Genomic DNA, 25,067 nt, shown 5'->3' on the forward strand with positions numbered 1-25,067 from the left:
CACCCGGAACGGCCCCGGCTCACAGGGAATGGAGGCCGCCGGTGACGCCCGCGTGGGTGCCCATCGCGCTGCGTTCCGCGCTCGCGGCGAGGGTCTTGCGGTCGAGGTAGCGGCCGGGCGGCACCTCCGGGCGTACCTCCACCTCGGCGATCAGCCCCCGGGTGGTCGCCACCCGCCACAGCGAGCTGAGCAGGGAGTCGTCGCCGACGAACGCGGGGGCGGTGCTGGCCGCGCCCCGGGCCGTGCGGTAGCGCACGCGGACCGGCTGGACGGGGACGCCCGCGTCGAGGGCGGCCTGGAACGCGGCCCGCCGGAAGTGGCCCTGGGCGCGCCCGCACCAGGTGCTGCCCTCCGGGAACACGGTCACGGCCTGCCCGGAACGCAGCGCCTCCGCGATCCGCGCCACCGTGCCGGGCAGGGCACGCAGTCGGTCCCGGTCGATGAACAGCGCCCCGCCACGCGCGGCGAGCGGACCCGCGACGGGCCACGCGCGGATCTCCTTCTTGGCGAGCATGCGGGCGGGCCGTACGGCGGCCAGCAGCGGGATGTCGAGCCAGGAGATGTGGTTGGCGACCAGCAGCAGTCCCCCGGTCGGCGCGGCGGCCCCGGTGACGCGGACCCGCACGCCCGCGGCCCGCACGACGGTACGGCTCCACCCGCGCACCCACCCGGCGGGCACGCGCCCGCCGAGCGGGACCAGGGCGATCCCGGCGAGCAGCAGCAGGACCACGGCGGTGAGCCGGGCCACGGCCAGGGGCGCGGCCGTCACCCGGCCCGGTGCCGGCACGCACGCCCGCGGGGTGCAGGGCGCACCGGGCAGCCAGACGCTCACCGGGCGGCGGGGACGAGGGAGAGGAAGTGACGCAGATAGCGCGGGTTGACCCGGCGCATCGACAGCAGCACGTACAGGTCGGCGACGCCGAAGTCGGGGTCGTGGGCGGGCTCGCCGCAGACCCAGGCGCCGAGCCGGAGGTAGCCGCGCAGCAGAGCGGGCAGCTCGGTGCGCTCGGCCGGCGGCCGGCCGGGCACCCAGGGCAGCAGCGGGCGCACCCGGAACTCCTCGGGGGCGAGATGCCTGTCCCGGACCCGGTCCCAGGCGCCGGAGGCGAGGGCGCCGCCGTCGGCGAGCGGGATGGAGCAGCAGCCGGCCAGCCATTCGTGGCCGCGGTCGACCATGTACCGGGCGATACCGGCCCAGATCAGCCCGATGACGGCGCCGTCGCGGTGGTCGGGGTGCACACAGGACCGGCCGACCTCGACCAGGCCGGGGCGGACGGCGTCCAGCGCGCCCAGGTCGAACTCGCCCTCCGAGTACAGCCGTCCGGCGACGGCGGCCCGCTCCGGCGGCAGCAGTCGGTAGGTGCCGACGACCTGCCCGGTCCCGGTGTCCCGGACGAGCAGATGATCGCAGTAGGCGTCGAAGGGGTCGACGTCGAGGCCGGGCTGCGGGGTGGCCAGGAGGGCGCCCATCTCCCCGGCGAACACGTCGTGCCGCAGCCGCTGGGCGGCCCGTACGTCGTCCTCGTCGCGGGCCAGGGAGACGGTGTAGCGGCTGGGGGCGACATCGAGCGGGGGACGGTCGAGGGTGGTAACACCGGTCATGGCTCTCTCCAGGTCACGGGCCGGTTCGGGGACGGCGCCCGGTGGGCCGGTGGGGTCCGGCCCGTCGCCCCTGTTCTTCCGCCGCGGGCTGGCGCGGACGTGACCGGTTCCGGGATCGCGGATGTGCGGAGGTTGAACGGCTCGGGCCGGGTGTCGGAGGCGTCCGACTCGGTCGACGGGCCGGTGTCGGACAGATGACGGGCGGGAGGCAACCCGCCGCTCCCGGACACCGTCTTCTCCTCGGGAGCCGATCACCGGGGACGGGGGATGTGCGTGGCGGAGCTGTCGGCGGAGGCGCTGGACGCGGTGCCGTGGGAGCGGCTGGAGTCGGTGGACCCGGAGGTACCGCCCAAGGAGATACGCCGGGTGCTGCGCCGTCTCTTCCGCAAGGGCCCCGAGTCGACCGAGGACGACTGCTGGCCTCTGTGGTCCGGCCTCGCCCTGCAGTCGCGCGGTGTCTCCTCCGTCGCCACGGCCGCCCTGCCGTTCGTCGTCGCGCTCGCGGCCGACCACGGGACGGGCGCGCGCACCACGCTCGTCGAACTCCTGGGCTTCCTGCGTTGGACCGCCGCGAAGGCCCAGCCGCACCTGGTCGACGAGGGCTGGACCGACGCGTGGCACCGGGAGCACGCCACGATCCAGGCCCTGCTCACCGATCCCGACCCGGCGGTACGCCGAGAGGCGATCCCCCTCGCGGACGGACCCGAGGCGCTCCTCGCACGGTGGCACGACGAACGTGACCTGTCGGTACGACTGCCGGTCCTGTTCAAACTGGCCCTCGACGACGCCGGCGACGACACCCGTGCCGTCCTGGCAATGGCGCTGCGGGACGACGACCCCGTCGTGAGGTGCGCGGCCGTGCACGCCTGGACCGGCCTGGACCCCGAGGTCGCGGTCCGGGAGCTGGATCGACTGGTGGAGATCCTCGCCGACCCCGCCGTACGGTCGCGCTGGGCGTCCGTCTGGTACATGCCGGACGTGGAGCACCCGTACGACCGCGAGAGCGTCGCGTATCGGACGGCGGAACTGTTCGAGGACGCACCCGGCCCGGCGACGACGTTCCTGGCCCGGCTGGCCGCGGCGGCGGACCCCGCCGAGGACACCGATCTGCTGTGCGCCGTACTGGACCGGGCCTGGCGCTTGCTGACCCTCCGCCGGTCCGTCGCGACCGCGGTACTCCCGCTGGCCGGCGGCCTCGTGGAACACCCCGACCCGTCCGTGCGGTATCGCGCCGTCCATCTCCTCGCCGTGCTCGGCCCGGAGGCCGCCGGCTACGCGGACCGGCTCGCCGGGCTGCTCGACGACACGGGCGAGGACGAGCTCCTGGAGGGCAGCATCGGCGAACACGCCCGCTGGGCGCTGACGCGGATGGACGACCCGCGGGCGCTGCCCGGCCTGGTCGAGGAGCTCTGCGCGCTGTGGCGCGAGCGGCACCAGGGCCGCGGCTACGTCGTCAGCGATCCGCGCTGCCCGGATCTCGCGGACGTCCTGGGCCCGCTCGCGGCGCACGCGGACGCCTTGCTGCCGCCGATCCGGGAGGAAATGCGCCGCGAGCTGGCCGACCCCGAGGGGTCCAGTTCGCTGCTGGGCGACCTCCTGGCGACGCTGAAGGCCTGGGGACCGGCCGCGCTGCCCGCCCTTCCGGAGGTCACGGCCTGCGTGGCCGACCGCTTCCGCTGGCACGAGGCCGCCGAGGCTCTGGCGGCGATGGGACCGGCCGCCGTCTCCGCCGCGCCGGCCGTGCGCGAGCGGATGGCTCTCGAACCCCAGGGGAACCACCCGTGGTCGCACTGGGTGCTCTGGCGCATCGGCGGCGTCGACACGGCCGAGGCGCTGCGGGCCGTCGCAGCCGAACTGCCGGTCGCGGCGGGCGACCCGCCCTACGGCCAGGTCGGCCTGCTCGCCGACTTCGGGGCGGAGGCGGCACCGTACGCCGACCGGGTGCGCCACCTGCTGGAGAGGGGCGAGCAGTGGCTCCGGGTGCGGGCGGCGGTCGCGCTGTGGTCGATCACGGGCGACCCCGAGCCCGCCCGGCCCCTGCTGGAGAGGCAGCTGCTCGCCTTCACCTCCGGGAACGACGAGTACTACGGCCTGTTCGACGACGCGTTGCGCACGCTGACCCGCTTCGACGCCCTCTCCCCCACCGTCCGGACCGCCCTGCACACCCTCCGCGCCGACGACCGCCGCATCTCGGCGTACGGTGACTACCGGGCGATCCTCCAGGACGAGGAGTTCCGCACGCTGATCGACGAGGCGCTGGCCACATAGCCGTGGTGGGGCCGCACCGCCGCCGCGACGGCTACCGCTTCCCCACCTTCCGCGCAGCCCGCAACCATTCCTTGTTCATGCTCGTGATGGAGACGAGCGGAATCCCCTTCGGGCAAGCCGTCGCACACTCACCGGTCAATGTGCACCCCCCGAACCCCTCTTCGTCCATCTGCGCCACCATGTCCAGCACCCGCGTCTCCCGCTCGGGCGCCCCTTGCGGCAGCACATTGAGGTGATTGACCTTGGCGGAAGTGAACAGCATCGCGGCCCCGTTGGGGCAGGCGGCCACACACGCCCCGCACCCGATGCACTCCGCGTGCTCGAAGGCGAAGTCGGCGTCCGGCTTCGGCACCGGCGTCGCGTGCGCCTCCGGCGCCGCCCCGGTGGGCGCGGTGATGTAACCCCCGGCCTGGATGATCCGGTCGAAGGCCGACCGGTCGACGACGAGATCCTTGATCACTGGGAAGGCGGAGGCCCGCCAGGGCTCGATGTCGATCGTGTCGCCGTCCTTGAAGGACCGCATGTGCAACTGACAGGTCGTCGTACGCTCCGGTCCATGCGCTTCGCCGTTGATCACCAGCGAACACGCACCGCAGATGCCCTCCCGGCAGTCGTGGTCGAAGGCGACCGGATCCTCGCCCCGGAGGATCAACTCCTCGTTGAGGGTGTCGAGCATCTCCAGGAACGACATGTCGGAGGAGATGCCGTCCACCTCGTAGGTGGACATCGCGCCGTCGGCGTCGGCGTTCTTCTGCCGCCAGACGCGCAGGGTGAGCTTCATGCGTAGCTCCGCTGGGTGGGGTGGACGTACTCGAAGACCAGGTCTTCCTTGTGCAGGGTCGGAGCCGTGCCGGTACCGGTGAACTCCCAGGCGGCCGCGTAGGAGAACGCGTCGTCCTTGCGGGCTGCCTCACCGTCGGGCGTCTGCGACTCCTCGCGGAAGTGGCCGCCGCAGGACTCTTCGCGGTGGAGCGCGTCGAGGCACATCAGCTCGGCGAGCTCCAGGTAGTCGACGACGCGATTGGCCTTCTCCAGCGACTGGTTGAACTCCTGACCGGTGCCGGGGACCTTGATGCGCCGCCAGAACTCGTCGCGGATCTGGGGGATGCGCTCCAGGGCCTTGCGCAGTCCGGCGTCGGTGCGGGCCATGCCGCAGAACTCCCACATGAGTTCGCCGACTTCGCGGTGGAAGGAGTCGGGGGTGCGGTCGCCGTCGACGGACAGCAGCAGGTTGAGGCGGTCCTCGGTCTCCGCCAACACCTCCTGGACGACGGGGTGTTCGACGCCGATCTCGTCCTGGTGCGGGTTGCGGGCGAGGTAGTCGTTGATGGTGGCCGGCAGGACGAAGTAGCCGTCGGCCAGGCCCTGCATGAGGGCGGAGGCGCCGAGGCGGTTCGCGCCGTGGTCGGAGAAGTTGGCCTCGCCGATGGCGAACAGGCCCGGGACGGTGGTCTGGAGGTCGTAGTCGACCCACAGTCCGCCCATCGTGTAGTGCACGGCGGGATAGATCCGCATCGGGACCTGGTACGGATCCTCGTCGGTGATCCGCTGGTACATGTCGAAGAGGTTGCCGTACTTGGCCTCGACGGCCTTGCGTCCCATGCGCTGGATGGCGTCGGCGAAGTCGAGGTAGACGCCCTGCCCGCCGGGGCCGACGCCGCGTCCCTCGTCGCAGACGTTCTTCGCGGCGCGGGAGGCGATGTCACGGGGGACGAGGTTGCCGAAGGAGGGGTAGATGCGCTCCAGGTAGTAGTCGCGCTCGTCCTCGGGGATCTTGTTCGGCGGGCGGTTGTCGCCCTTTGCCTTCGGCACCCAGATCCGGCCGTCGTTGCGCAGCGACTCGCTCATCAGGGTCAGCTTGGACTGGTGGTCGCCGGTGCGCGGGATGCAGGTGGGGTGGATCTGGGTGAAGCAGGGGTTGGCGAAGTAGGCGCCGCGCCGGTGGGCCCGCCAGATCGCGGTGGCGTTGGAGTTCATGGCGTTGGTCGACAGGTAGAAGACGTTGCCGTAGCCGCCGCTGGCGAGGACGACGGCGTCCGCGAAGTACGTGTCGATCTTCCCGGTGATGAGATCCCGGGCGACGATCCCGCGCGCCCGCCCGTCGACGACGATCAGGTCGAGCATTTCCGTGCGCGGGTGCATCTCGACGTTCCCGGCGGCGATCTGCCGGCTGAGGGCCTGGTAGGCGCCGAGGAGGAGCTGCTGGCCCGTCTGGCCGCGCGCGTAGAAGGTGCGGGAGACCTGGACGCCGCCGAAGGAGCGGGTGTCGAGCAGTCCGCCGTACTCGCGGGCGAACGGCACGCCCTGCGCGACGCACTGGTCGATGATCTCGACGGAGATCTGCGCGAGCCGGTGGACGTTGGACTCGCGGGCCCGGAAGTCGCCTCCCTTGACGGTGTCGTAGAAGAGGCGGTGGACGGAGTCGCCGTCGTTGCGGTAGTTCTTCGCGGCGTTGATGCCTCCTTGCGCGGCGATGGAGTGGGCGCGGCGCGGGGAGTCCTGGTAGCAGAACTGGACGACGTGGTAGCCCTGTTCGGCGAGGGTGGCACCCGCCGAACCGCCCGCCAGCCCCGTGCCCACCACGATCACGGTGTGCTTGCGCCGGTTGGCCGGGTTGACCAGCTTGGCCTCGAAACGGCGCTTGTCCCAGCGTTCGTCGATGGGCCCGGAGGGCGCCTTGCCATCCGTCAGCGCCGAACCGGTCGTGTAGTCGACGTAGGTCATGTTCAGCTCACCACTCCGGTCATCACGCCCACGGGTACGGCGATGAAGCCGGCCGTGAGCAGCAGTGCGAGGACGTTGGCGACGGTCTTCAGGGCGCGGTCGCGGGTGCGGCTGCCGACGCCGAGGGTCTGCGCGGCGCTCCAGAAGCCGTGCCGGATGTGCAGGCCGAGGGCGAGCATCGCGACGATGTAGATGACGTCGCCGTACCAGGTGGAGAAGGTGTCCACGACGTTCTGGTACGGGTGCCCCTCCTGGAAGCCGCCGGAGTGCACGGTCCCGGTGGTCAGGTCGAGGATGTGCCAGACGATGAACAGGCCGAGGATGATCCCGCCCCAGCGCATGGTGCGTGTCGCGTAGCTCGCCCGGGGCCTGGTGTGGACGTACTTGCTCGGGCGCGCCTTGATGTCGCGGCGGCTGAGCTGGTAGGCGGAGACCGCGTGGGCGACGACCGCGACGATCAGCACGACGCGGATCAGCCACAGCGTCCACGTGTAGTGCATGAACGGTTCGCCGACCGTGCGCAGCCAGTGTGCGTAGTGGTTGAACTCCGTGGGGCCGAAGAAGATCTTCAGGTTGCCGATCACATGGGCGACCAGATACAGCAGCATGATCACGCCGCTGACCGCCATCACCGTCTTCTTGCCGACGGAGGAGTCCCAGACGGTACGCGCCATGGACGGCCGTCGGTCCGTCCGCGTTGCCAGAGCCATGGGTCATGACGCTAGGGCCGAACGGCCCGATCGGTCCAAGACATGGTCCGGCTTGATTCGATAGCCTCCGGCTATCGTACGAGGATGCAGTTCCAGCAGCTCCAGTACTTCGTGGCGGTCGCCGAGACCCGGCACTTCACCCGGGCCGCCGAGCTGGTCCACGTGGCCCAGCCGTCGCTGTCCCAGCAGATCAGGGCGTTGGAGCGGGAGCTCGGGGCCGATCTGTTCCTGCGGGCGCGCGGCAACATCGCGCTGACCGACGCGGGTGAGGCGCTGCTGCCGCTGGCGCGCCGGATCCTGGCGGACGCGGAGACCGCGCGCTACGAGGTGCGGGAGCTGGTGGAGCTGCGGGGCGGCCGGGTCAGACTGGGCGCCACACCGAGCCTGTGCACGGGCCTGCTGCCGGACGTGCTGCGCGCCTTCCACGACCGCTATCCCGGGGTGCGGCTGCTGATCGAGGAGGGCGGCTCGCACGACCTGGTCCGTCAGCTCGCGCGCGGCGCGCTCGATCTGGCCCTGGTGGTGCTGCCGCTGCCGTCGCCGGCGCCCGCGCTGACCACGGTGGAGCTGCTGCGGGAGGACCTCGTGGTCGTGTCGTCGCCGGAGGCGACCCGGCCGGGGGGCGGACGGCGGACCGTGCGGATCGCCGATCTGGAGGGCGAGCGCCTGGTGATGTTCCGGCACGGGTACGACCTGCGGGAACTCACCGTCGCGGCGTGTCGCTCCGCCGGGTTCGAGCCGGGTTTCGCCGTGGAGGGCGGTGAGATGGACGCGGTGTTGGGGTTTGTGCGGGCGGGGCTGGGAGTGGCCGTCGTACCGCGCATGGTGGCCGCTCGCTCCGGGCGGGGGCTCCGGGTGACTCCGCTCGCTCGGCCGGGCCTGCATCGGACCATCGCGTTGGCGCATCGCAGCGATGTGGCTCCGCCTCGGGCCGCTCGGGAGTTGCAGCGGATGTTGCTTGAGCGGTGAGGGAACCTGCGCTGCCTCGACCGTCGTTGCGCGGAAGCGCCGTCGGGCCGCGCGGGTGCATCGTGGCTTGTCGCGCGGTTCCCCGCGCCCCTTTCGGGGCGCGGGGACTCACGCCGTTGGTCAGCCAGTGGCGTCCACCAGCGCCAGCTCGTGCAGGCGCTCCGGTGGGCCCGGGCGGGCGTAGTACCAGCCCTGGGCCGTGTCGCAGCCCAGTATCCGCAGCTGTTCGGCCTGGGCCCCCGTCTCCACTCCCTCGACCGTCACCGCGAGGTTCAGGCTGTGGGCGAGGGAGACGATCCCCTCCACGATCTTGAGGTCGACCGGGTCCGCGGGGAACTGCTGCATGCCCTGGGTGAAGGAGCGGTCCAGCTTCAGGACGCTCACCGGGAGGCGGCGCAGGTTGGCGAGGTTGGAATAGCCGGTGCCGAAGTCGTCCAGCGCGATGTCCACGCCCATCTCCGCCAGCCGGCGCAGCGGCTTGAGCAGGTCGTCGTCCGCGCCGATCAGCGCCGACTCGGTGACCTCCAGGCACAGCGCCTGCGGCTGGACACCCGCGCGTTCGAGGATGTCCACCGTGTCCTGGACCAGCCCGGGGTGGGTGAGCTGGCAGGGGGAGAGATTCACGTTGATGCGCAACGGGCCCGCGTCGGCGGTGCGTTCCTGCCAGTCCTTGGCCTGGCGGACCGACTGCTCCAGGACCCAGCGGCCCAACGGCACGATCAGGCCGGTGTGTTCGGCGAGGGGGATGAAGCGGTCCGGGCCGAGCACGCCGTGCTGCGGGTGCAGCCAGCGGACCAGCGCCTCCGCACCCCGCACGCTCCCGTCACCGAGGTGCACCAGCGGCTGGTACTCGATGAAGAACTCGCCCCGGTCCAGGGCCGCGGGCAGCGCCGTGGTCAGACCGTGGCGGGTGATCGCGCGGGCGTCGGCCTCCGGGTCGGCCAGCTCGAAGCGGTTGCCGCCCGCCGACTTGGCCCGGTACATGGTGATGTCGGCGCTGCGCAGCACCTCCGCCGCGCTGCGCTCCCCCGCCGCCCCCTCGACGATGCCGATACTGCCCCGCACGGTCAGCTCGCGTCCGTCGATACGGACCGGGGCGACCAGGGCGTTCATGATGCGGGCGGCCAGCTCGTCCACCTCGCGGGGAGCGTCGGAGCCGGTGGTCAGCGCCACGAACTCGTCACCGCCGAGCCGCGCGACCATCTCGCCCGGCGCCGTCGCGCAGGACTGCAGCCGGTCGGCGATCTCGACGAGCAGCCGGTCGCCGGCCGCGTGCCCGAGGCTGTCGTTGATCGTCTTGAAACCGTCCAGGTCGAGGTAGCACAGTCCGAAGCGGTGCCCCTCGCCGGAGCCGAGCACCTTCTCCAGCCGCTCGAAGAACAGCGTGCGGTTGGGCAGGCCGGTGAGGGCGTCGTGCGTGGCCTCGTAGCGCAGCCGGAGGTTGAGCAGGCGGCGCTCGGTGGTGTCCTCCATCAGCGCGAGCTGGTACTGCGGGGTGCCGTCGGCGTCGCGCAGCAGGGACACCGTCAGATTGGTCCACAGGACCGTTCCGTCGGGGCGGTAGAACGCCTTCTCCACGTGGTAGTGCTCGCGGGCGCCGCTCACCAGCTCGTCGTAGAGCTTCCAGATCTGCGGGGCGTCGTCGGCGTGCGTCCAGTCCTTGACGTTCCGGCCGCGCAGCGTCTGCTCGGCGCCGCCGAACATGCGCAGCAGCGCCCCGTTGACCTGGAGGACGTTGCCGTCGAGGTCGGCGATGCCGATTCCTATGGCCGCGCCCTCGAAGACCGCGCGGAAGCGGGCCTCGCTCGCGTGCAGCGCCTGGGCGACGACGCCCTGCGCCCGCAACGCCGCCTGGGCGATGGCCTCCTGCTCGGCCAGCGTGCGCTCGCGCAGCGCCTGCGCGAAGCCGGCCGCCATGGCGTGCTGCAGCCGGGAGGAGCGGGTGCGCAGGTCCTCCTGCGGTCCGTCCTCGCCGCAGTAGAGCACCAGATAGGCGTCCACGCAGTCGAGGGTGCGGCTGAGCGCGTCGGGGTCGGTGCAGTGCGCGCCGACGAGGGCTGCACCCACCGCCTTGCCCTCGTCGGCGTCGAAGGCGCGGGCCCGCAGCGCCTCGCGCAGCCGCCGCGCGAGGGGCAGCAGCAGTTCCTCGAACTCCGGCCGGGTCAGCGACGTCGAGGTGGCCGGGAACACCGCCCGGCTCCAGATCGTCGCGAACCTGCGCAGTCTGTCCTCCGGCCCGTCCGGTTCCGCGATCACGCGGCGATCCCCACGCCGGCGAAACCGGAGAAGGCATACGGATCCTCGTCCTCCGGTGCCGTCTCCGGACGCCAGTGCGGCATCGGCACCAGTCCCGGTTCCACCATGTCGTACCCCTCGAAGAACCGCGCGATCTCGTCGCGCGAGCGCATGATCAGCGGGTTGCGAATGTCCTTGTATACGTCCACCGCGCCCTCGGCCCGCTCGGGCGGCAGCGGGATTCCCTCGTACGAGGCATGGGTGAGGATCAGCAGGCTGCCGGGCGCGCAGGCGTCGCGCAGCTGTGCGACCGCGCCGTACGGGTCGTCCTCGTCGTCCACGAAGTGCAGTATGGCAACGAGCAGCAGGGCCACCGGGCGGTTCGGGTCGATCAGCCGCCGCACCTGGGGGCTCGTCAGGATGTCCTGCGGCTTGCGCAGATCGGCGGCGACAACGTCCGCGCCGTCGTTTCCCGCCAGCACGGCCTGGCTGTGCGCCACCGCGACCGGGTCGTGGTCGACGTAGACGACATGGGCCCCGGGGCCGGCCGCTTGGGCGACCTCGTGGACGTTGCCGAAGGTGGGGATGCCGGAGCCGATGTCCAGGAACTGCGTGATGCCCTGGGCGGCCGCGTAGCGCACCGCTCGGCGCATGAACGCCCGGTTCGCCTGGCTGATCTTGGGAAGTCCCGGCACGAACTCCATCGCCCTGCGCGCCGCTTCCCGGTCCACCTCGAAGTTGTGCGAACCGCCCAGGAAGTAGTCGTAGATGCGCGAGACACTGGGCACCGAGATGTCGATGCTCCGTGGGGCCCAGGCGGGACGCTCCATCTATCTCTCCAAGGCGTAGGCGATCCGGTGTTCGAGCTGAGGCTACTGATCGCTCGCCAAAGGAGCGAGTGGAAACGGAAATTGACCGTCCGTTCCCGGTCACGACCAGCGGCACGTGCCGAATCGACTTGCCCGTGAGGCCTACGAAAAGTACCCGTTGCGCTCCGGACGGTCTCGGACCGGAGTGAAGCGTGGCGGAAGCCTACGCATACGGAAGGTGAAGGAACAGCACAGCGGTCCGCCCCCTCCGTGCGGCGCGGAGGGGGCGGACCGGGGGGTCGGGCGCGGTGAAGCAGTTGCGGGGATCAGCCCTGGGGAGGTGATCGTCACTGCTTGGGCGCACCGACCGGCTTGCCGTCGGGGGCCACGGCGTACCACGTGCCGCCGACTCCCTGACCGTTGATGTCCCCCGGCGCCTTGTCACCGGAGAAGGTGTAGATGGGCCAGCAGTTGACCGTCTGCTGCTTCACACCGTCGGGCCGGGTGAAGCTCATCAGGCCCTTCTTCACCACGCCCTGGGTGTCGTTGGCGTTGACGGGCGCGACGGCCGGCCACTTCTCCAGGCAGGCGCCCTTGCACGCGGACACCGGCTTGGGCCAGGCCTGGTCCTTCATGAAGCGGTAGACCGTCATGCCGTTGCGGTCCACGACGATGTCGCCGAGGTTGGGGTCCTTGCGGACGGACAGTCCGGCCAGATCGTTGGCCGACTTGGCCTTCTTGCCGTCGGGGGCCAGCGCGAACCACTTGTTGTTGACGCCCTGCCCGCTGGTGTCACCGGGGTTGGCGTCCTTGGCGTAGTAGTAGGCCGGCCAGCCGCCGATGGTCAGCTGCTTGGTGCCGTCGGAGCGGGTGACCTCGCCGAGCAGCGACTTGTCGATGCCGTCGCCGGCCGTGACGCCGTCCGCGGGCACCGGCGGCCAGGCCTTGGCGCAGTCGCCGTCACAGTTCGACTTGGGCGGCTCGGCGGTGTCCGCGTCGAAGCGGTAGAGGGTCTTGCCGCCGCCGTCGGTCAGGATCTTGCCCAGCTCCGTGTTCACGGAGACGGCCAGCTCGCCCGCATCGCCGGCGGACTCGGCACCGGCTCCGGCGCCCGTTCCGGTGCCCGGGCTGGCACTCGTGCCGGCGCCCACGCCGTAGCCGGCGCCCACGCCGACCCCGCCGTTGGCGGCCGGAGCCGTGGCTCCCACGTTCTGGCTCACGGCCGAACTGCCACCGCTTTCCTGACCGCACGCCGTCGTCAGCGCCAGCACGGCCGCGGCGCCCGCCACGAGTGAGGCGTTCCGCCAGGAGGTGTTCATCGTCAACTCCCCGATCATCACAAGGTGTTGCAGCGCCCTGCTGCGCCGCCGCACGGCATTGGGTACGCATCGGGGCGGGGGTTGTGTTCAATCGCGGCGGGAAAAACTTTCCGCCGGCCGTGTTCGCTCGTACGGGCGTGCGCCGGTCCGGACGTGGGAGCGCCTCCGTTTCAAACCGGCGAGGGCGAACTTCCCCCCTTCGGGCCAATCCGCGCGCACTGGGGTCCGCGGCCGGTCCCGAAGACCTCATGATCTTCGTCGTGCATGCACCCGAACCGACCCGACTCGTCGTCGCCGCACGGGCGTTGGCGGCGCTGGGCGCTACCTGGATCCTCGTGGGCGCACCGGCCGGGACGGCGGTCGCCGACGCCTGCGCGTACGCCTCGACGGGCCCCGGCGGCACCGAGGTGTGGGCGGTCGCGGGGAGCCATATGTGGCCCACCCCGCCCCCGTGCCCGGCCCCGACCCCCACGCCCCCGCCGCCCCCGAAACCGACCCCGGAGCCGTCGAAGCCGCCGAAGCCGACGCCCGAGCCGACCCCCACCCCGACCCCGCCCCCACCCCCCGTGACCCCTCCGCCGGCGCCGAAGCCCCCGCCGAAGCCCGCCCCCGAGCCCCCTCCCCCACCGGCACCGGCCCCCGCACCGCGCGTGATCCCCAGGCCGGCCCCGAGCCCGTCCCCGAAACCGACCCCCACCCCCAGGCCGACCCCGGCCCCGCGCCCGTCCGCGACCCCGGTGACGTACCCGGCGTACCACACCCCGCCGCGCCCCCGGACCGTGCACCGCACGGTGTCGCCCCTCACCTATGTCCTGCTCATCACGGTCCCCGCGATCGCGGCCGTCGCCGCGCTGCGTCCGCGCTAGCGCGCACCAAGGAGGCATCCCTTGCCGGAATGGCTTGTTCTCACCCTCGCGATGCTCGCCGCCTGCGCGGTGGTGGTCGTCATCACGCTCGTGCGGCACAAGACCGCCGCCGACGACGAGGACCCGTCCGAGACCCCGGACGTCATCGAGTACATGACGATGTGGATCGGAGTGGTGTACGCGATCGTGCTGGGCCTGGCCATCGCGGGCGTCTGGGAGGCCCGCAGCGCCGCCGAGGACCACGTCCAGGCGGAGGCGCAGGCGCTGCACGAGATCACGGAGCGGGTGCGGGTGTATCCGGCCGACGCCCGTGACCGCATTCGGGAGGATGTCAACGCCTATGTCGGACACGTCGTCGACGTCGAGTGGAAGAAGATGGCCGACACCGGGGAGGTGACCCGGCGCGGCGACGAACTCCTGGCGCGGGTCCGCTCGGACGTCACCGACTACCAGCCCCGGACCGACTTCGAGGCCCAGGCCTACCAGCCGCTGGTCGACCAGGTCGCGGCGGCCGATCAGGCGCGTACCGCGCGGGCGGACGCGACGGATCCGACCATGCCGGGCGTGGTGTGGTTCGGACTGATCACGGGCGCCGTGATCACCATCGGCATGGTGTTCGCCCTCCAGATCCGGCGCACCACCCGCGAGCTGATCCTCGCCGGGCTGTTCTCCGCACTCATCGCCTTCCTGCTCTTCCTCATCTGGGACTTCGACGCGCCCTACAGCCGGGGCATCACCGCGTCGCCCGAGCCCTTCACCCTGCTCTTCCCGCACGCCAAGGGCTGACGGTCCCTCACCGCACGCCGCAGGGCCGGGGGACGGGCCGCCACGCCGCCGACGTCCCCCGGTCGTGGGAATCGTGTCCCCTGTGCGGCCCACACGTGTGCCCCATTCGCGCGACTGCGATCGCGGGGGCGCACACCTGTTCCTAGCGTTTCGGTCATCGAGGTGCATTTCCGGCGACAGCGGAAAAGGTCCGCGGCCGCTCCTCGGGGACCGGAGGATCCACCATGCGCGCGATACGCGTCGCTTCGGCCGCACTGCTGGGGCTCAGCGCCCTGACCTTCTCCGCACCGGCCGCCGTCGCGGGCGACGGCACCTGGAGCGACATCACGCCGTTCGGCTTCAGCGTCCTGCCCTCCACCGTCGCGGCGGGCGGCCAGGTCACCCTCCAGGTCGACCGGGACGGCGGCTGCCGGGGCTCCGTGACCGTGTCCTCGGGCGTCTTCGACACCGTACGCATCCCCTCGGGCCGTTCGGCGGCGACGGCGACGGTCGACTGGGACGCGCGGCCGGGCGCGGTCTACCAGGTGACGTTCACCTGTGACGGCGTGAGCGGCTCCACCGGGCTGACCATCGCCGGCGGCCGCCCGGTCCCCACCCCGGTCCCGCTGCGGCCCGACCGGGGTGTGCACGCCGGTGAGGGCGGCAGCGTCGCCGGGTTCGACCTCAAGGAGATCGGGCTGGGCGCGGCCCTCATCGCGGGGTCGGTGGGCGCGGCGTACTACTTCTCGCGCCGCCGCGGCGGCGAGGACGGCGCCTGACCCGCCGCTCGCCACAAGGCCTTCGGCCCGGACCCCCGAGGGGGGCCGGGCCGAAGGCCTTCTCTCAGCCGCGCGGCGACCGCGCCGGCGCGTCAGATGCGGCGCTCGGCGCGCCGGCGCATCCAGAACACGCCGCCGCCGATCAGCGCCGCCGCGACGAGCCCGCCGCCGATGGCCATGTCCGTCGGCGTGGCCCCGCTGGAGCTGCTGCCGCCCAGACCGCCGCGGACACCGCCGATGACGGTGAAGGCGGCCGGGCGGGTCAGTGTGCCGGTGCCGGTGCACGTCACCGTGATGTCGTACGGGCCGGGGCTGGCGTTGCTGTTGATCGTGGCGGTGCCCCGCGAGCTCTGGTTGGCCCCGTTGATCGGGGTCAGCGTGGTCGCCGGGAAGGCGGCGGACGTCGCGGTGCCGCCCTGGGGGCAGTTGTCGACGGTGATCGTCAGTTGGCCGCCGCGGGCGATGACGCTGGGCAGCGCGACGATGTTGGTCGGGCTGACGACGTGGCCCGGGCCGCCGGGCATGCCGTCGCGCGCGACGGCGGCGGGCGCGGCGAGCCCGAGGACGGCGACCGCGGCGGCCGAGGCCGCCAGGGCACGAGTGGTACGCATAGGATCCTCCGCGGAAGGCGCCCCGGGACCCGTCCCCGGTCGATCGGCGAGAAAGCGCCTCCCGGAACAGACCCTCAGATGCCGTGCGGGCGCCCGCATTTCGGCAATGGTCCGTCCTGGTGAGCGAACACGCCCGGGCACCGGCACACCGGGGGATATCGCCGCAGGTCACGGACCGTCAGAAATTTTCCGGCGCACGGCAACTCGGATGGCGCACCGCGTATCCCGGGGGCCACCCGTTCGCCGCCGCCCCGTCGCCTCTTCGGTCCGCTGCGCTTAGCGTGCTCGTATGCGCGATGGGGACGCGGCGACGGCCGTGTCCGAAAGGGGATGGCGAATGTCCGGTTACGAGCTGCCCGGAATGGCGGAAGAGGAGGAGCGGCCGAAGAAGCGCGCCCCTTGGGGCGTGATAGCGCTTGTTCTGCTCACCGGTCTCGCGCTCATCCGGAACGGTTCGGGGGAATTCGACGTCGGCCCGCCGCAGCCCGCCTCGGCGGCCGCCCCGGACAGCCGCACCGCCCCGGGCGTCTTCGGCCGCGCCCCGGACCCGCTGCCGTACGGCGTGCCCGACCGGGTCCGCATCCCCGCGATCCAGGTCGACGCGCCGATCATGCCGGTCGGCCTGGACGCGGACGGCTGGGTCGCGGCGCCGCCGCCGGAGGACCCCCGGCTGGCCGGCTGGTTCACCGGAGCCGTCTCGCCCGGCGAGAAGGGGACCGCGGTCGTCGTCGGCCATGTCGACAACAAACAGGGCCCCGCCGTGTTCTACGGACTCGGAGCCCTGAAGAAGGGAAATCGCGTCGAGGTGGCGCGCAAGGACGGAAAGACGGCGGTCTTCGAGATCTACGGCATCGAGGTGTTCGAGAAGAACAATTTCCCCGGCGACCGCGTGTACGCCTCCAAGGGGGCGCCGGAACTGCGCATCATCACCTGCGGCGGCGGTTTCTCCAAGGCGAACGGATACGACGGGAATGTGGTCGCCTTCGCGCGCCTCGTCGAGGTCCGCTGAACAACCGATGTGCCCGCGCCCCTTTTCGGGGCGCGGGCATCGCGTTCAGACGATGTGCCGGCGCGGAACGGTGATGTGATAGCCGGAATCCAGCAGTTGCGGAAGATAGCGGCGCAGCGCCTTCACGCTCTGGGAGCGGTCGCCCCCGGCGTCGTGCGAGAGCACCACGACGCCGGGGGCGGCGCCGCCCTCGACCCGGTCGACGATGGTGCGGGTGCCGGGGGTGGTCCAGTCGAGGGTGTCGACCGTCCACGCCAGCGGCTCCATGCCCATCTCGGCGCCCAGTTGGAAGGCCGCGCGGTTCCAGGCGCCGTAGGGGGCGCGGAACCACTGGGGCCGCTCGCCGTAGCTGTCCTCGATGACGTCGGAGGTGCGCTGCATCTGGGAGCGGATCTGGGCGCGGGTGAGCCGGGTGAGCAGCGGGTGGGACCAGGTGTGGTTGCCGACGATGTGGCCCTCGTCCGCCATCCGCTCCAGCAGGTGCTCGTTGCCGCCGACCATCTCGCCGCACACGAAGAACATCGCGCGCACGTCGTACTCGGCGAGTGTGTCGAGGATGCCCGGGGTGTAGCGGGAGTCGGGTCCGTCGTCGAAGGTCAGCACCATGGTGCGGCCGCGGCCGGTGATCCGCAGCAGCGGTTCGTGGCGGACGGGGACCCGGTCGGGCGCGGTGTGCGGCGGGCCGTAGCCGGTCAGGGGCTGGAGGCGGTAGGCGGAGGGCTTCAGCGGGAGGCGGTGCGCCGGGGCGGCGCCCGCGGCCGGGGCGGCCGGGTGGGGGGCGGGCGCGTCGCCCGTGCCCCACGCGAACAGACCGGCGGTGCCGGCCGCCCCCACGGCGGCGGCGCCGGCGAGCAACGCCCGGCGCCGGGTGAGCAACTGATCCTTCTTCATGAGTCATCAGTCGCCCGGCGGGGACCCGACGCACCACCACGGCACCGGTGCGGCGGCACGATTCCACCCGCCCGGCCCAGCGCCCGCGGGAGTCAGCGGCGGCGCACCAGGGGGAACGGCAGCGTCTCACGGATCGTCAGACCCGTGAGGAACATGACGAGCCGGTCGACGCCGATGCCGAGCCCTCCGGTGGGCGGCATCGCGTAGGCGAGCGCGTCGAGGAAGTCCTCGTCGAGCTCCATCGCCTCGGGGTCTCCCCCGGCGGCGAGCAGCGACTGGGCGGTGAGGCGGCAGCGCTGCTCGACCGGGTCGGTCAGCTCGGAGTAGGCGGTGCCGAGCTCGGTGCCGAAGGCGACGAGGTCCCAGCGTTCGGCGAGGCGCGGGTCGGTGCGGTGCTGCCGGGTGAGCGGGGAGACGTCCGTCGGGAAGTCCTTGTAGAAGGTGGGCAGCAGGGTCCTGGCCTCCACGAGCCGTTCGTACATCTCCAGGACGACGTCGCCGGGTCCGTCGTCGGGGGTGTACGGCACTCCGGCGCGGTCGCACAGCTTGTGCAGCCGGGCGAGGTCGGTGCCGGGGCCGATCTCCTCCCCCAGGGCCTCGGAGATCGCGTCGTGCACGGTCTTCACCGGCCAGCGGCCCGAGAGGTCGTGCTCCTCGCCGCCCTTGCGGGCCACGGGTGCGCCGAAGGCGGCGGTGGCGGCGCCCTGGATCAGCTCGCGGGTGAGGTCGAGCATCACGTCGTAGTCGGCGTACGCCTGGTAGGCCTCCAGCATCGTGAACTCGGGGTTGTGCTTGTAGGAGACGCCCTCGTTGCGGAAGGTGCGGCCCATCTCGAAGACCTTCTCCAGGCCGCCGACGCACAGCCGTTTCAGGTACAGCTCGGGGGCGATGCGCAGATACAGGTCGAGGTCGTAGGCGTTGATGTGGGTGGTGAAGGGGCGGGCGTTGGCGCCGCCGTGGATCTGCTGGAGCATCGGGGTCTCGACCTCCAGATAGCCGCGCTCCAGCAGGCCCTGGCGCAGGGCCTGCACGGCGGTGGAGCGGGCCCGTACGACATCGCGGGCGGCCGGGCTGGTGACGAGGTCCAGATAGCGCATGCGGACCTTGGCCTCGGGGTCGGTCAGTCCGCGTCGTTTGTCGGGCAGCGGGTGCAGGCACTTGCCGGTGAGCCGCCAGGCGGTGACGAAGACGGTCGGCTCGCCCCGGTCGCTGGTGGCCGCCGTGCCGGTGGCGGCGATGTGGTCGCCGATGTCGATGTCGGTGGTGAAGCGGTCCAGGTCCGCGCCGGTCCGGTCGCGGGTGAGGGCGAGCTGGTGGTCGCCGGACCAGTCGCGCAGGGTGACGAAGACGAGGCCGCCGAAGTCGCGGACCCGCATGACCCGGCCGGACACGGTGACGGCGCCGACGCCCGGGCGCACGTCGGCCAGGGCGTGGGTGGGCGCGGGGACGCCCACCGGGTAGGGGTCGGTGCCCCCGGCGCGCAGCCGGTCCAGTTTGCGGTGCCGGACGCGGACCTGCTCGGGCAGGCCCGCGTCCGGACCGGTCGCCCCGGCCTCGTCCCCTCCGTCGAGGTCGAGCGCCGCCAGGGACGGCAGTCCTTCGGTGGTCGCGGGCCGGGGCCCGGCTCGGGGACGCCGCTTGCCCCAGAGCTTGCGCAGCGACGGTACGGCGACGAAGCCCTCGGCGATGCCGGAGGCCAGGCCGACGCGGGCGAGGGCGGCCGCGTCGCCGTAGCAGAGGAAGCGGGGGAACCACTCGGGGTGGTACTTGGCGTTGGAGCGGTACAGGGCCTCCAGCTGCCACCACCGGGAGAAGAACAGCAGCAGGCGGCGCCACAGCCGCAGCACCGGGCCGGCGCCGATACGGGCGCCCTCCTCGAAGGCCGAGCGGAAGACGGCGAAGTTCAGCGAGATCCGGCGCACGCCCGACTTCGGCGCGACGGCGCACAGTTCGGCGACCATGAACTCCATGACCCCGTTGGGGGCGGAGCGGTCGCGGCGCATGAGGTCCAGGGAGATGCCGTCGTCGCCCCAGGGGACGAAGGAGAGCAGGGCGAGGAGCCTGCCGTCCGCGTCCAGGGCCTCGACGAGCAGGCAGTCCCCGTCGGCCGGGTCGCCCAGGCGGTCCAGGGCCATGGAGAAGCCGCGCTCGGTCTCGGTGTCGCGCCAGGCGTCGGCGCGGTCGACGATCTCCTCCATCTCCGCGTCGGTGAGGGCGGAGTGGCGGCGGACGCGGCAGGTGGCGCCGGTGCGGCGGACGCGGTTGACGGCCTGCCGGGTGACGCGCATGTCGCGGCCGGCGAGGTCGAAGGAGGCGATGTGCAGGATCGCCTCGTCGCCGAGCTGGAGGGCGCCGAGTCCGGCCCGGGCGAAGGCGGTGGCGCCGTCCTCGGAGGCACCCATCACGGCCGGCACCCAGGCGTACCGGCGGGCCACGTCCAGCCAGGCGGCGATGGCGTGCGGCCATGCCTCGCGGTCGCCGACCGGGTCGCCGCTGGCCAGGCAGACCCCGAACTCGACGCGGTAGGTGACGGCGGCCTTGCCGCTGGGCGAGAAGACGACGGCCTTGTCGCGCCGCGTGGCGAAGTAGCCGAGGGAGTCCTGTCCTCCGTAGGCCGTCAGCAGGGCGCGGATGCGGGACTCCTCGTCGCCGTGCAGGGCGGCTTCCATGCGCTGGGAGCGGAAGAGGGTGGCGGCGGCGTTGAGCAGGGCGAGGGCGCCGAAGAGGCCGAGGACGAAGAAGAGGGCGCGGGGCGGGCGGCCGTCGAAGGAGCGGGTGGAGACCAGGCCGCCGAGGACGCGGTTGGCGGCCCAGGGCAGGCGCTGGGCGGACGGCAGGGTGCCGGGGAACAGTTCCACCAGCCCCCAGCCGGCCAGGACGGCGACTGCGAGCCCGACGAGCAGGACGAGCAGCGCCCGACGGACCGCCCCGTGCCGGGACGCGGCGTAGAACTCCCGGCGGGCGACGACCAGCAGGGCCAGGGCGAGGGAGCACACCACCAGCGACGGGAGCGACTCCGCGTACAGCCCGAGGGCGACGCCGAGTACGTCGGTCAGCACCAGCAGCCCGAGATAGACGACCACCAGCCACCAGGCGATCTTCTTGCGGGCGGCGGTGGCGGCGGCGAGCAGGAAGAGGAAGACGGCGTAGGCGAGATTGGCGCTGACCGGCACGATCACCAGGTCCAGCACCCGTACGACGGGCCGCAGCAGCCGGCGCAGGGGCGGGATGAGGGCGAGGAGCACACAGAGCAGGCCGAGGGCGCCGAAGAAGGCGGCGAAGCCCTGGGGCACATGGGCCAGCAGACGACGGGTGCCCGGGCGTACGGGCCCGGCCTCCCTGGTCCGGCCGGTCTCGACGCTGACACTCATGACTCCGAGGGTAGGAAGCGCGGACCCACCTCGCCCGTCGAGGAGCGTGAGCGGACCGACGGCAGGGGCGCGGGGCCGTGGCGACCTGCGGCCCCGCCGCGTGGGCGCGACCAGCCACACGGACCCGCACCGCTCGCAGACCAGCCACAACGGACCCGCACCGCTCGGATACGCTCCCCCCGTGACGGAACAGCAAAGGTTCGAGCGCGGCACCGACGGCCCCAAGGTCATCCTCGTCGGCGTCGACGGCTCGGACACCTCGATGCGGGCCGCGGCGTACGCGGGCGGTCTGGCCCGCCGCCAGCACGCCCTCCTGGCCGTGGTCTACGTCCAGCCGGTGATGGCGGCGAGCGCGGCGATGGGCGCCCCGATCGCGGAGGCCACGGACGAGATCGCCGAGGACCTCGTCGCGCAGATCCGCGAGGCGACCGAGCGCGTGAAGGGGATATTCGACGTGCGCTGGGAGTTCCACACGTTCCGCGGCGACCCCTACGGCGGTCTGGTGAAGGCCGCGGAGGAACTCAAGGCCGACGCGGTGATCGTCGGCGCGTCCGAGCAGGCCGGTCACCGCATCGTGGGCTCGGTCGCGATCCGCCTGGTGAAGGCGGGCCGGTGGCCGGTGACGGTGGTGCCGTAGGACGGGGGCACGCCGGTCGAGGCGCCGCGGGACACGGATGCCGGCGGCCGCGTTCGTTGCCGGGGGCTACTCCCCCATGACCAGGCCGTCCTTGGCCGCGCCCCTGCTGAGCACCACGTCGCGGATCCGGTCGCGTGCGCCGCGCACGTCGGCGCCCTGCGCGAGCGCCTTGTTCAGGTCGACGATCCGGCCGGCGTCGACGTCGAACAGCTGCGGTACGAACTCGGCCTTCCTCACCTCCCAGCGGCCGCCGGGACGGGCGGGCGGGGCGAAGGTGAAGCGGGCGACCGTGGACTGGTTGCCGCGCGGGTCCGGCACTCCCTGGTGGTTGAACATCTCGCCGGCGATCTGGTCGCCCATGCCGTAGACGACCCAGGTGCCGTTGACCTTCTCGTACGCCTGCGGGACATGGGCGTGGGTGCCGAGGATCAGGTCGATGTCCGGGCGGCCCGCGGTGCGGGAGGCGGTGAGGGCCCGGGCGAGGGTGAGCTGCCGCTCGTCGGGCTCGTCCTGCCACTCGGTGCCCCAGTGCACGGAGACGACCACGACGTCGGCGCCGGCCTTGCGGGCGGCCTTGGCGTCGGCGACGACTCGTTTCTCGTCGAGCAGGTTGACCGTCCAGGGCGCCCCCGGGGGCTGGGGGTAGCCGTTGGTGTCGAAGGTGTAGGCGAGGTGGGCGACCTTCGCGGGGCCCGCGCGCAGCAGGGTGACCCCGTTGGCCTCGGCCTCCGTGCGGGCGGTGCCGGCGTGGCGCACGCCCGCGCCGTCGAGGGCGTCGAGGGTGCGGCGTACGCCGTCGGCCCCGTCGTCGAGGCTGTGGTTGGAGGCGGTGGAGCAGCCGTCGTAGCCGGTGGCGGCGAGGGCCTGGGCGATCTCGGGCGGGGACTTGAAGACGGGGTAGCCGGTGTAGTCGCCGTTCGCGCCGTAGACCGTCTCCATGTGGCACAGGGCGAGGTCGGCGCGGGAGACGACCGGCGCGATGTCCTCGAACATGGGGCGGAAGTCGTAGCCGGTGCCGCCGGCGTCGAAGCGGGCCCGGTCGATGATCGAGGTGTGCGGGAGGACGTCGCCGGAGGCCACGAGGGTGAAGCCGCGGGATCCGGCGTTGGGGGCCGGGTGTCCTGACCGGGCCGACTCCCGCTCGTGGGCCTGGCAGGCGGCCGCCGCGGCGAGCAGGGCGGTCAGGGCCAGGGCCACCTGGTGTCTGCGCGCGATCATCCGATCACCCCATTGCAAGCGGATTGTCGTATTTATGCACGCCCCACTAGTAGTCCATGCGCGGACGCGCACCACCCCGGCACTCCCTTCACCTCCCCCCGATGCGCGCGATCGGCGTAGTCCCGACCGTTCATCGAACCGTTCGTCGACGCGATCGACCGTCCGCCGCAGAGCCGTGTGCGCGCCCTGTCCCGACGCGGCGGCCTGCGGTGCCATACGCCCATGACCGCCGCCATCGCGTATCCGCACCGCACGACGACCGCCGAGGACGAGCTCGCCACGCTCCAGCGTGAGCACGGCCGGCCGCTCTTCGCGCTGCTCCTGCGGCTGTGCGACGGCGACCGGCAGCGCGCCGAGGACCTGGTGCAGGAGACCCTGGTGCGGGCCTGGCAGCACCCGGAGGCGCTGCGCGCCGACGACTTCGACTCGGTCCGGCCGTGGCTGATGACCGTCGCGCGGCGGCTCGCCATCGACGCGCGGCGGGCCCGGCAGGCCCGCCCGGCCGAGGTGGGGGACGCGGTCCTGGAGCACGCGCCGGTGTGCGCCGATCACGCCGAGCGGGCCGCCGCGGCCCTCGATGTGCGCGAGGCTGTGAAGACACTCACTCCGGAGCACCGTGAAGTCCTGGTGCTGGTGTATTTCCAGGGGGCGAGTGTGGCGGAAGCAGCCGAAACGCTGGGACTCCCACCCGGTACCGTGAAGTCCCGCGCGTATTACGCGCTGCGCGCCCTGCGCCGGGTGCTTCCGGGATACGCGGCCGACCTGCACTGAAACCAGCAGCCAAGTCAAACCTCCGTAAAGCGCCTTGCCGAAGACCTCGGTTGAGTAATCGGCTGTTCCCATCCGTGTTCCGGATGGGGGCCGGGCACCAGGGTCCCGGCAACGGGCGACAGGCACGCACCGGAGGAAGGCAGGCAAGGATGCTGCACAGAGGTCATCAGAACACGGACGGCGCCGACGGCGGCGAACTGACCGTCCCCATGGCCTGGTTGTACGCCGAGTACATCGCCGACGAACTGCTGCGGACCGGCGATCTCATGCCGCCGACGTCCTTCGAGTTCCGCGCCGGGCGCGACGCCCTGGCGCTGACCATCTTCCTGTCCGACACCGACGGCGAGCTGCCCGGCATCCGGGTCGTCACCCAGCTGGAGACCTGGCTGTCGCTGACCGCGTACGACCAGCCCTGGCAGGACTGGGTGTGCGAGCGGATGGACCACCTCACCGCGGTGGCGGCCGAGTCGGCGGAGCCCTCGCCCGACCTCGCCCTGGCGTGCGCGGCCTGGCGCTGGCTTCAGGAGACCGAGCTCCTCGCGCCCGATCTGAACGCGGTGCCGGGCGGCGGCGCGGTGCTCGGCGAGGACGAGGGGCCGAAGGTCTGGACGCCCGCCTGGCAGCTCGGACTGCCCCTCGGCCACCTCGCGATTCATCTTTTTTAGATTCGCACCAATCCATGGGCCCGGCCGCTCCGAATATCTCTGCGCGATTCTCCGTGTGACTTGAGTGATCCGGCGGTCTGGTCCGTACCGATGGGAGCAAGGAGTAACCCCACCCGCACCCAACGGCACGAGGATTCGGCATGAGGTCCCTGGAGAGGCATGCGGACGTCGGTGCGTACGCGCTCGGCGTGCTGGACGAAGCGGAGGCGTTCCGCTTCGAGGACCACCTCATGGAGTGTCCTCGGTGCGCGGCTCAGGTCACCGAGTTCGGGCCCACCACCCGGCAGTTGATGCTCTACCGGCGGGCCACCCCGCGGGCCGTGCACCCTTTTGCCGGACCGGGCCCCCGCTTCCTCGACAAGCTCATCGGCGAGGTGGCCACCCGCCACCGTGCCGCGCGCCGCCGGCTGCTGTACGCGGTGGCCGCGGCGGTGGTGATCGCGGTGGGCGGGCCGGCGATCGCCGTGTTCGCGGGCGGCGGCGAGCAGTCCGTGCGGATGGCGGCGACGGACGAGCGTTCCGGGGTGTGGGCGCAGATCACCACCGAGGACGCCGTCTGGGGCAGCGACGTCGAGCTGGAGATCAAGGACGGCGCGGGTCCGCGTGACTGCCGGCTGGTCGCGGTCGGCGAGGACGGCTCCGAGGAGACGGTCACCAGCTGGAAGACCCCCGACCACGACGCCCGCCCCAACACCATGCACGGCGGGGCGTCCCGCCACCTCGACGAGATCGCCCGCTACGAGGTGCGGACGGCGGACGGAAAGCCGCTGGTCACGCTCAAGTCGCGGTAGCCCGGGCCCGGACGGAGACTGGAGTCGAAGACGCGGAGCCCCTCTCCGTTCCGCGTC

Annotated in this window: 22 protein-coding genes; 10 read left to right on the forward strand and 12 right to left on the reverse strand. The window is 72.4% G+C overall.

Annotated features, from left to right (window positions below):
* Positions 1-19: 19 nt before the first annotated feature.
* Positions 20-832 (reverse strand): lysophospholipid acyltransferase family protein, encoded by an 813-nt coding sequence (locus ACZ5NW_RS21370; RefSeq protein ID WP_468745442.1) that lies wholly within the window; start codon positions 830-832, stop codon positions 20-22.
* Positions 829-1,602 carry a GNAT family N-acetyltransferase gene (locus tag ACZ5NW_RS21375; RefSeq protein WP_468745443.1) on the reverse strand — a complete coding sequence of 258 codons (774 nt, stop codon included), beginning with the start codon at positions 1,600-1,602 and terminating at the stop codon, positions 829-831. Before ACZ5NW_RS21375 ends, ACZ5NW_RS21370 begins: the two co-directional genes overlap by 4 nt.
* Before the next feature lie 273 nt (positions 1,603-1,875).
* On the opposite strand from ACZ5NW_RS21375, the gene ACZ5NW_RS21380 reads away from it, so the two are divergent.
* Positions 1,876-3,870, forward strand: a complete 1,995-nt coding sequence (locus ACZ5NW_RS21380) for a HEAT repeat domain-containing protein (RefSeq protein WP_468745444.1) — start codon at positions 1,876-1,878, stop codon at positions 3,868-3,870.
* 31 nt (positions 3,871-3,901) lie between these two features.
* Here ACZ5NW_RS21380 and ACZ5NW_RS21385 read toward each other — a convergent pair whose 3' ends face one another.
* The 3 genes from ACZ5NW_RS21385 to ACZ5NW_RS21395 are packed head-to-tail and all read right to left on the reverse strand — an operon-like array spanning position 3,902 to position 7,268.
* On the reverse strand, positions 3,902-4,651 hold the full coding sequence (locus tag ACZ5NW_RS21385; RefSeq protein WP_468745445.1) for a succinate dehydrogenase/fumarate reductase iron-sulfur subunit: 750 nt from the start codon (positions 4,649-4,651) through the stop codon (positions 3,902-3,904).
* On the reverse strand, positions 4,648-6,594 hold the full coding sequence (locus ACZ5NW_RS21390; protein ID WP_468745446.1) for a fumarate reductase/succinate dehydrogenase flavoprotein subunit: 1,947 nt from the start codon (positions 6,592-6,594) through the stop codon (positions 4,648-4,650). Before ACZ5NW_RS21390 ends, ACZ5NW_RS21385 begins: the two co-directional genes overlap by 4 nt.
* 2 nt (positions 6,595-6,596) lie before the next feature.
* A complete protein-coding gene (locus ACZ5NW_RS21395; protein ID WP_468745643.1) occupies positions 6,597-7,268 on the reverse strand; it encodes a succinate dehydrogenase in 672 nt (223 codons plus the stop codon).
* A gap of 120 nt (positions 7,269-7,388) precedes the next feature.
* On the opposite strand from ACZ5NW_RS21395, the gene ACZ5NW_RS21400 reads away from it, so the two are divergent.
* Positions 7,389-8,273, forward strand: coding sequence for a LysR family transcriptional regulator (locus tag ACZ5NW_RS21400; RefSeq protein WP_468745447.1), 885 nt, complete (start codon positions 7,389-7,391; stop codon positions 8,271-8,273).
* Between the two features lie 120 nt (positions 8,274-8,393).
* Here ACZ5NW_RS21400 and ACZ5NW_RS21405 read toward each other — a convergent pair whose 3' ends face one another.
* From ACZ5NW_RS21405 to ACZ5NW_RS21415, 3 genes are all read right to left on the reverse strand, one after another.
* Positions 8,394-10,529, reverse strand: a complete 2,136-nt coding sequence (locus tag ACZ5NW_RS21405; RefSeq protein WP_468745448.1) for a putative bifunctional diguanylate cyclase/phosphodiesterase — start codon at positions 10,527-10,529, stop codon at positions 8,394-8,396.
* Positions 10,526-11,338: an SAM-dependent methyltransferase gene (locus ACZ5NW_RS21410; RefSeq protein WP_468745449.1), complete on the reverse strand. Its 813-nt coding sequence runs from the start codon at positions 11,336-11,338 to the stop codon at positions 10,526-10,528. Before ACZ5NW_RS21410 ends, ACZ5NW_RS21405 begins: the two co-directional genes overlap by 4 nt.
* 326 nt (positions 11,339-11,664) lie before the next feature.
* Positions 11,665-12,636 (reverse strand): SCO0930 family lipoprotein, encoded by a 972-nt coding sequence (locus tag ACZ5NW_RS21415; protein ID WP_468745450.1) that lies wholly within the window; start codon positions 12,634-12,636, stop codon positions 11,665-11,667.
* Between the two features lie 260 nt (positions 12,637-12,896).
* Between ACZ5NW_RS21415 and ACZ5NW_RS21420 the strand changes: the two genes are divergently transcribed.
* From ACZ5NW_RS21420 to ACZ5NW_RS21430, 3 genes are all read left to right on the forward strand, one after another.
* On the forward strand, positions 12,897-13,502 hold the full coding sequence (locus ACZ5NW_RS21420) for a hypothetical protein (protein ID WP_468745451.1): 606 nt from the start codon (positions 12,897-12,899) through the stop codon (positions 13,500-13,502).
* Positions 13,503-13,523: 21 nt separating this feature from the next.
* Complete coding sequence (locus ACZ5NW_RS21425) at positions 13,524-14,288, forward strand: bestrophin-like domain (protein ID WP_468745452.1); 765 nt, start codon at positions 13,524-13,526, stop codon at positions 14,286-14,288.
* Between the two features lie 224 nt (positions 14,289-14,512).
* Positions 14,513-15,046, forward strand: a complete 534-nt coding sequence (locus ACZ5NW_RS21430) for a hypothetical protein (RefSeq protein WP_468745453.1) — start codon at positions 14,513-14,515, stop codon at positions 15,044-15,046.
* A 92-nt stretch (positions 15,047-15,138) separates the two neighbouring features.
* Here the strand turns inward: ACZ5NW_RS21430 and ACZ5NW_RS21435 are convergent, their stop codons facing one another.
* Entirely contained in the window at positions 15,139-15,657 is a 519-nt protein-coding gene (locus ACZ5NW_RS21435; RefSeq protein ID WP_468745454.1) for a hypothetical protein, read from the reverse strand.
* A 337-nt stretch (positions 15,658-15,994) separates the two neighbouring features.
* Here ACZ5NW_RS21435 and ACZ5NW_RS21440 point away from each other — a divergent pair, with 337 nt between their 5' ends.
* Positions 15,995-16,666: a class F sortase gene (locus ACZ5NW_RS21440; RefSeq protein ID WP_468745455.1), complete on the forward strand. Its 672-nt coding sequence runs from the start codon at positions 15,995-15,997 to the stop codon at positions 16,664-16,666.
* A gap of 45 nt (positions 16,667-16,711) precedes the next feature.
* Here ACZ5NW_RS21440 and ACZ5NW_RS21445 read toward each other — a convergent pair whose 3' ends face one another.
* Positions 16,712-17,557 carry a polysaccharide deacetylase family protein gene (locus ACZ5NW_RS21445; protein ID WP_468745456.1) on the reverse strand — a complete coding sequence of 282 codons (846 nt, stop codon included), beginning with the start codon at positions 17,555-17,557 and terminating at the stop codon, positions 16,712-16,714.
* A gap of 92 nt (positions 17,558-17,649) precedes the next feature.
* On the reverse strand, positions 17,650-20,928 hold the full coding sequence (gene lysX / locus ACZ5NW_RS21450) for a bifunctional lysylphosphatidylglycerol synthetase/lysine--tRNA ligase LysX (RefSeq protein WP_468745457.1): 3,279 nt from the start codon (positions 20,926-20,928) through the stop codon (positions 17,650-17,652).
* A gap of 181 nt (positions 20,929-21,109) precedes the next feature.
* Here lysX and ACZ5NW_RS21455 point away from each other — a divergent pair, with 181 nt between their 5' ends.
* A complete protein-coding gene (locus ACZ5NW_RS21455; RefSeq protein ID WP_468745458.1) occupies positions 21,110-21,565 on the forward strand; it encodes a universal stress protein in 456 nt (151 codons plus the stop codon).
* Between the two features lie 66 nt (positions 21,566-21,631).
* Here ACZ5NW_RS21455 and ACZ5NW_RS21460 read toward each other — a convergent pair whose 3' ends face one another.
* The gene (locus ACZ5NW_RS21460) at positions 21,632-22,783 is read right to left on the reverse strand and encodes a CapA family protein (protein WP_468745459.1); all 1,152 of its coding nucleotides are present in this window, start codon (positions 22,781-22,783) and stop codon (positions 21,632-21,634) included.
* Positions 22,784-23,005: 222 nt separating this feature from the next.
* Between ACZ5NW_RS21460 and ACZ5NW_RS21465 the strand changes: the two genes are divergently transcribed.
* The 3 genes from ACZ5NW_RS21465 to ACZ5NW_RS21475 all read left to right on the forward strand — a co-directional run bounded on the left by ACZ5NW_RS21465 (position 23,006) and on the right by ACZ5NW_RS21475 (position 25,010).
* Complete coding sequence (locus ACZ5NW_RS21465) at positions 23,006-23,554, forward strand: sigma-70 family RNA polymerase sigma factor (protein WP_468745460.1); 549 nt, start codon at positions 23,006-23,008, stop codon at positions 23,552-23,554.
* Positions 23,555-23,703: 149 nt separating this feature from the next.
* Positions 23,704-24,219, forward strand: a complete 516-nt coding sequence (locus tag ACZ5NW_RS21470; protein ID WP_468745461.1) for a hypothetical protein — start codon at positions 23,704-23,706, stop codon at positions 24,217-24,219.
* Positions 24,220-24,359: 140 nt separating this feature from the next.
* Complete coding sequence (locus tag ACZ5NW_RS21475; RefSeq protein ID WP_468745462.1) at positions 24,360-25,010, forward strand: zf-HC2 domain-containing protein; 651 nt, start codon at positions 24,360-24,362, stop codon at positions 25,008-25,010.
* Positions 25,011-25,067: the final 57 nt, after the last annotated feature.

It is taken from the genome of Streptomyces sp. NPDC032126 (genome assembly GCF_055580085.1).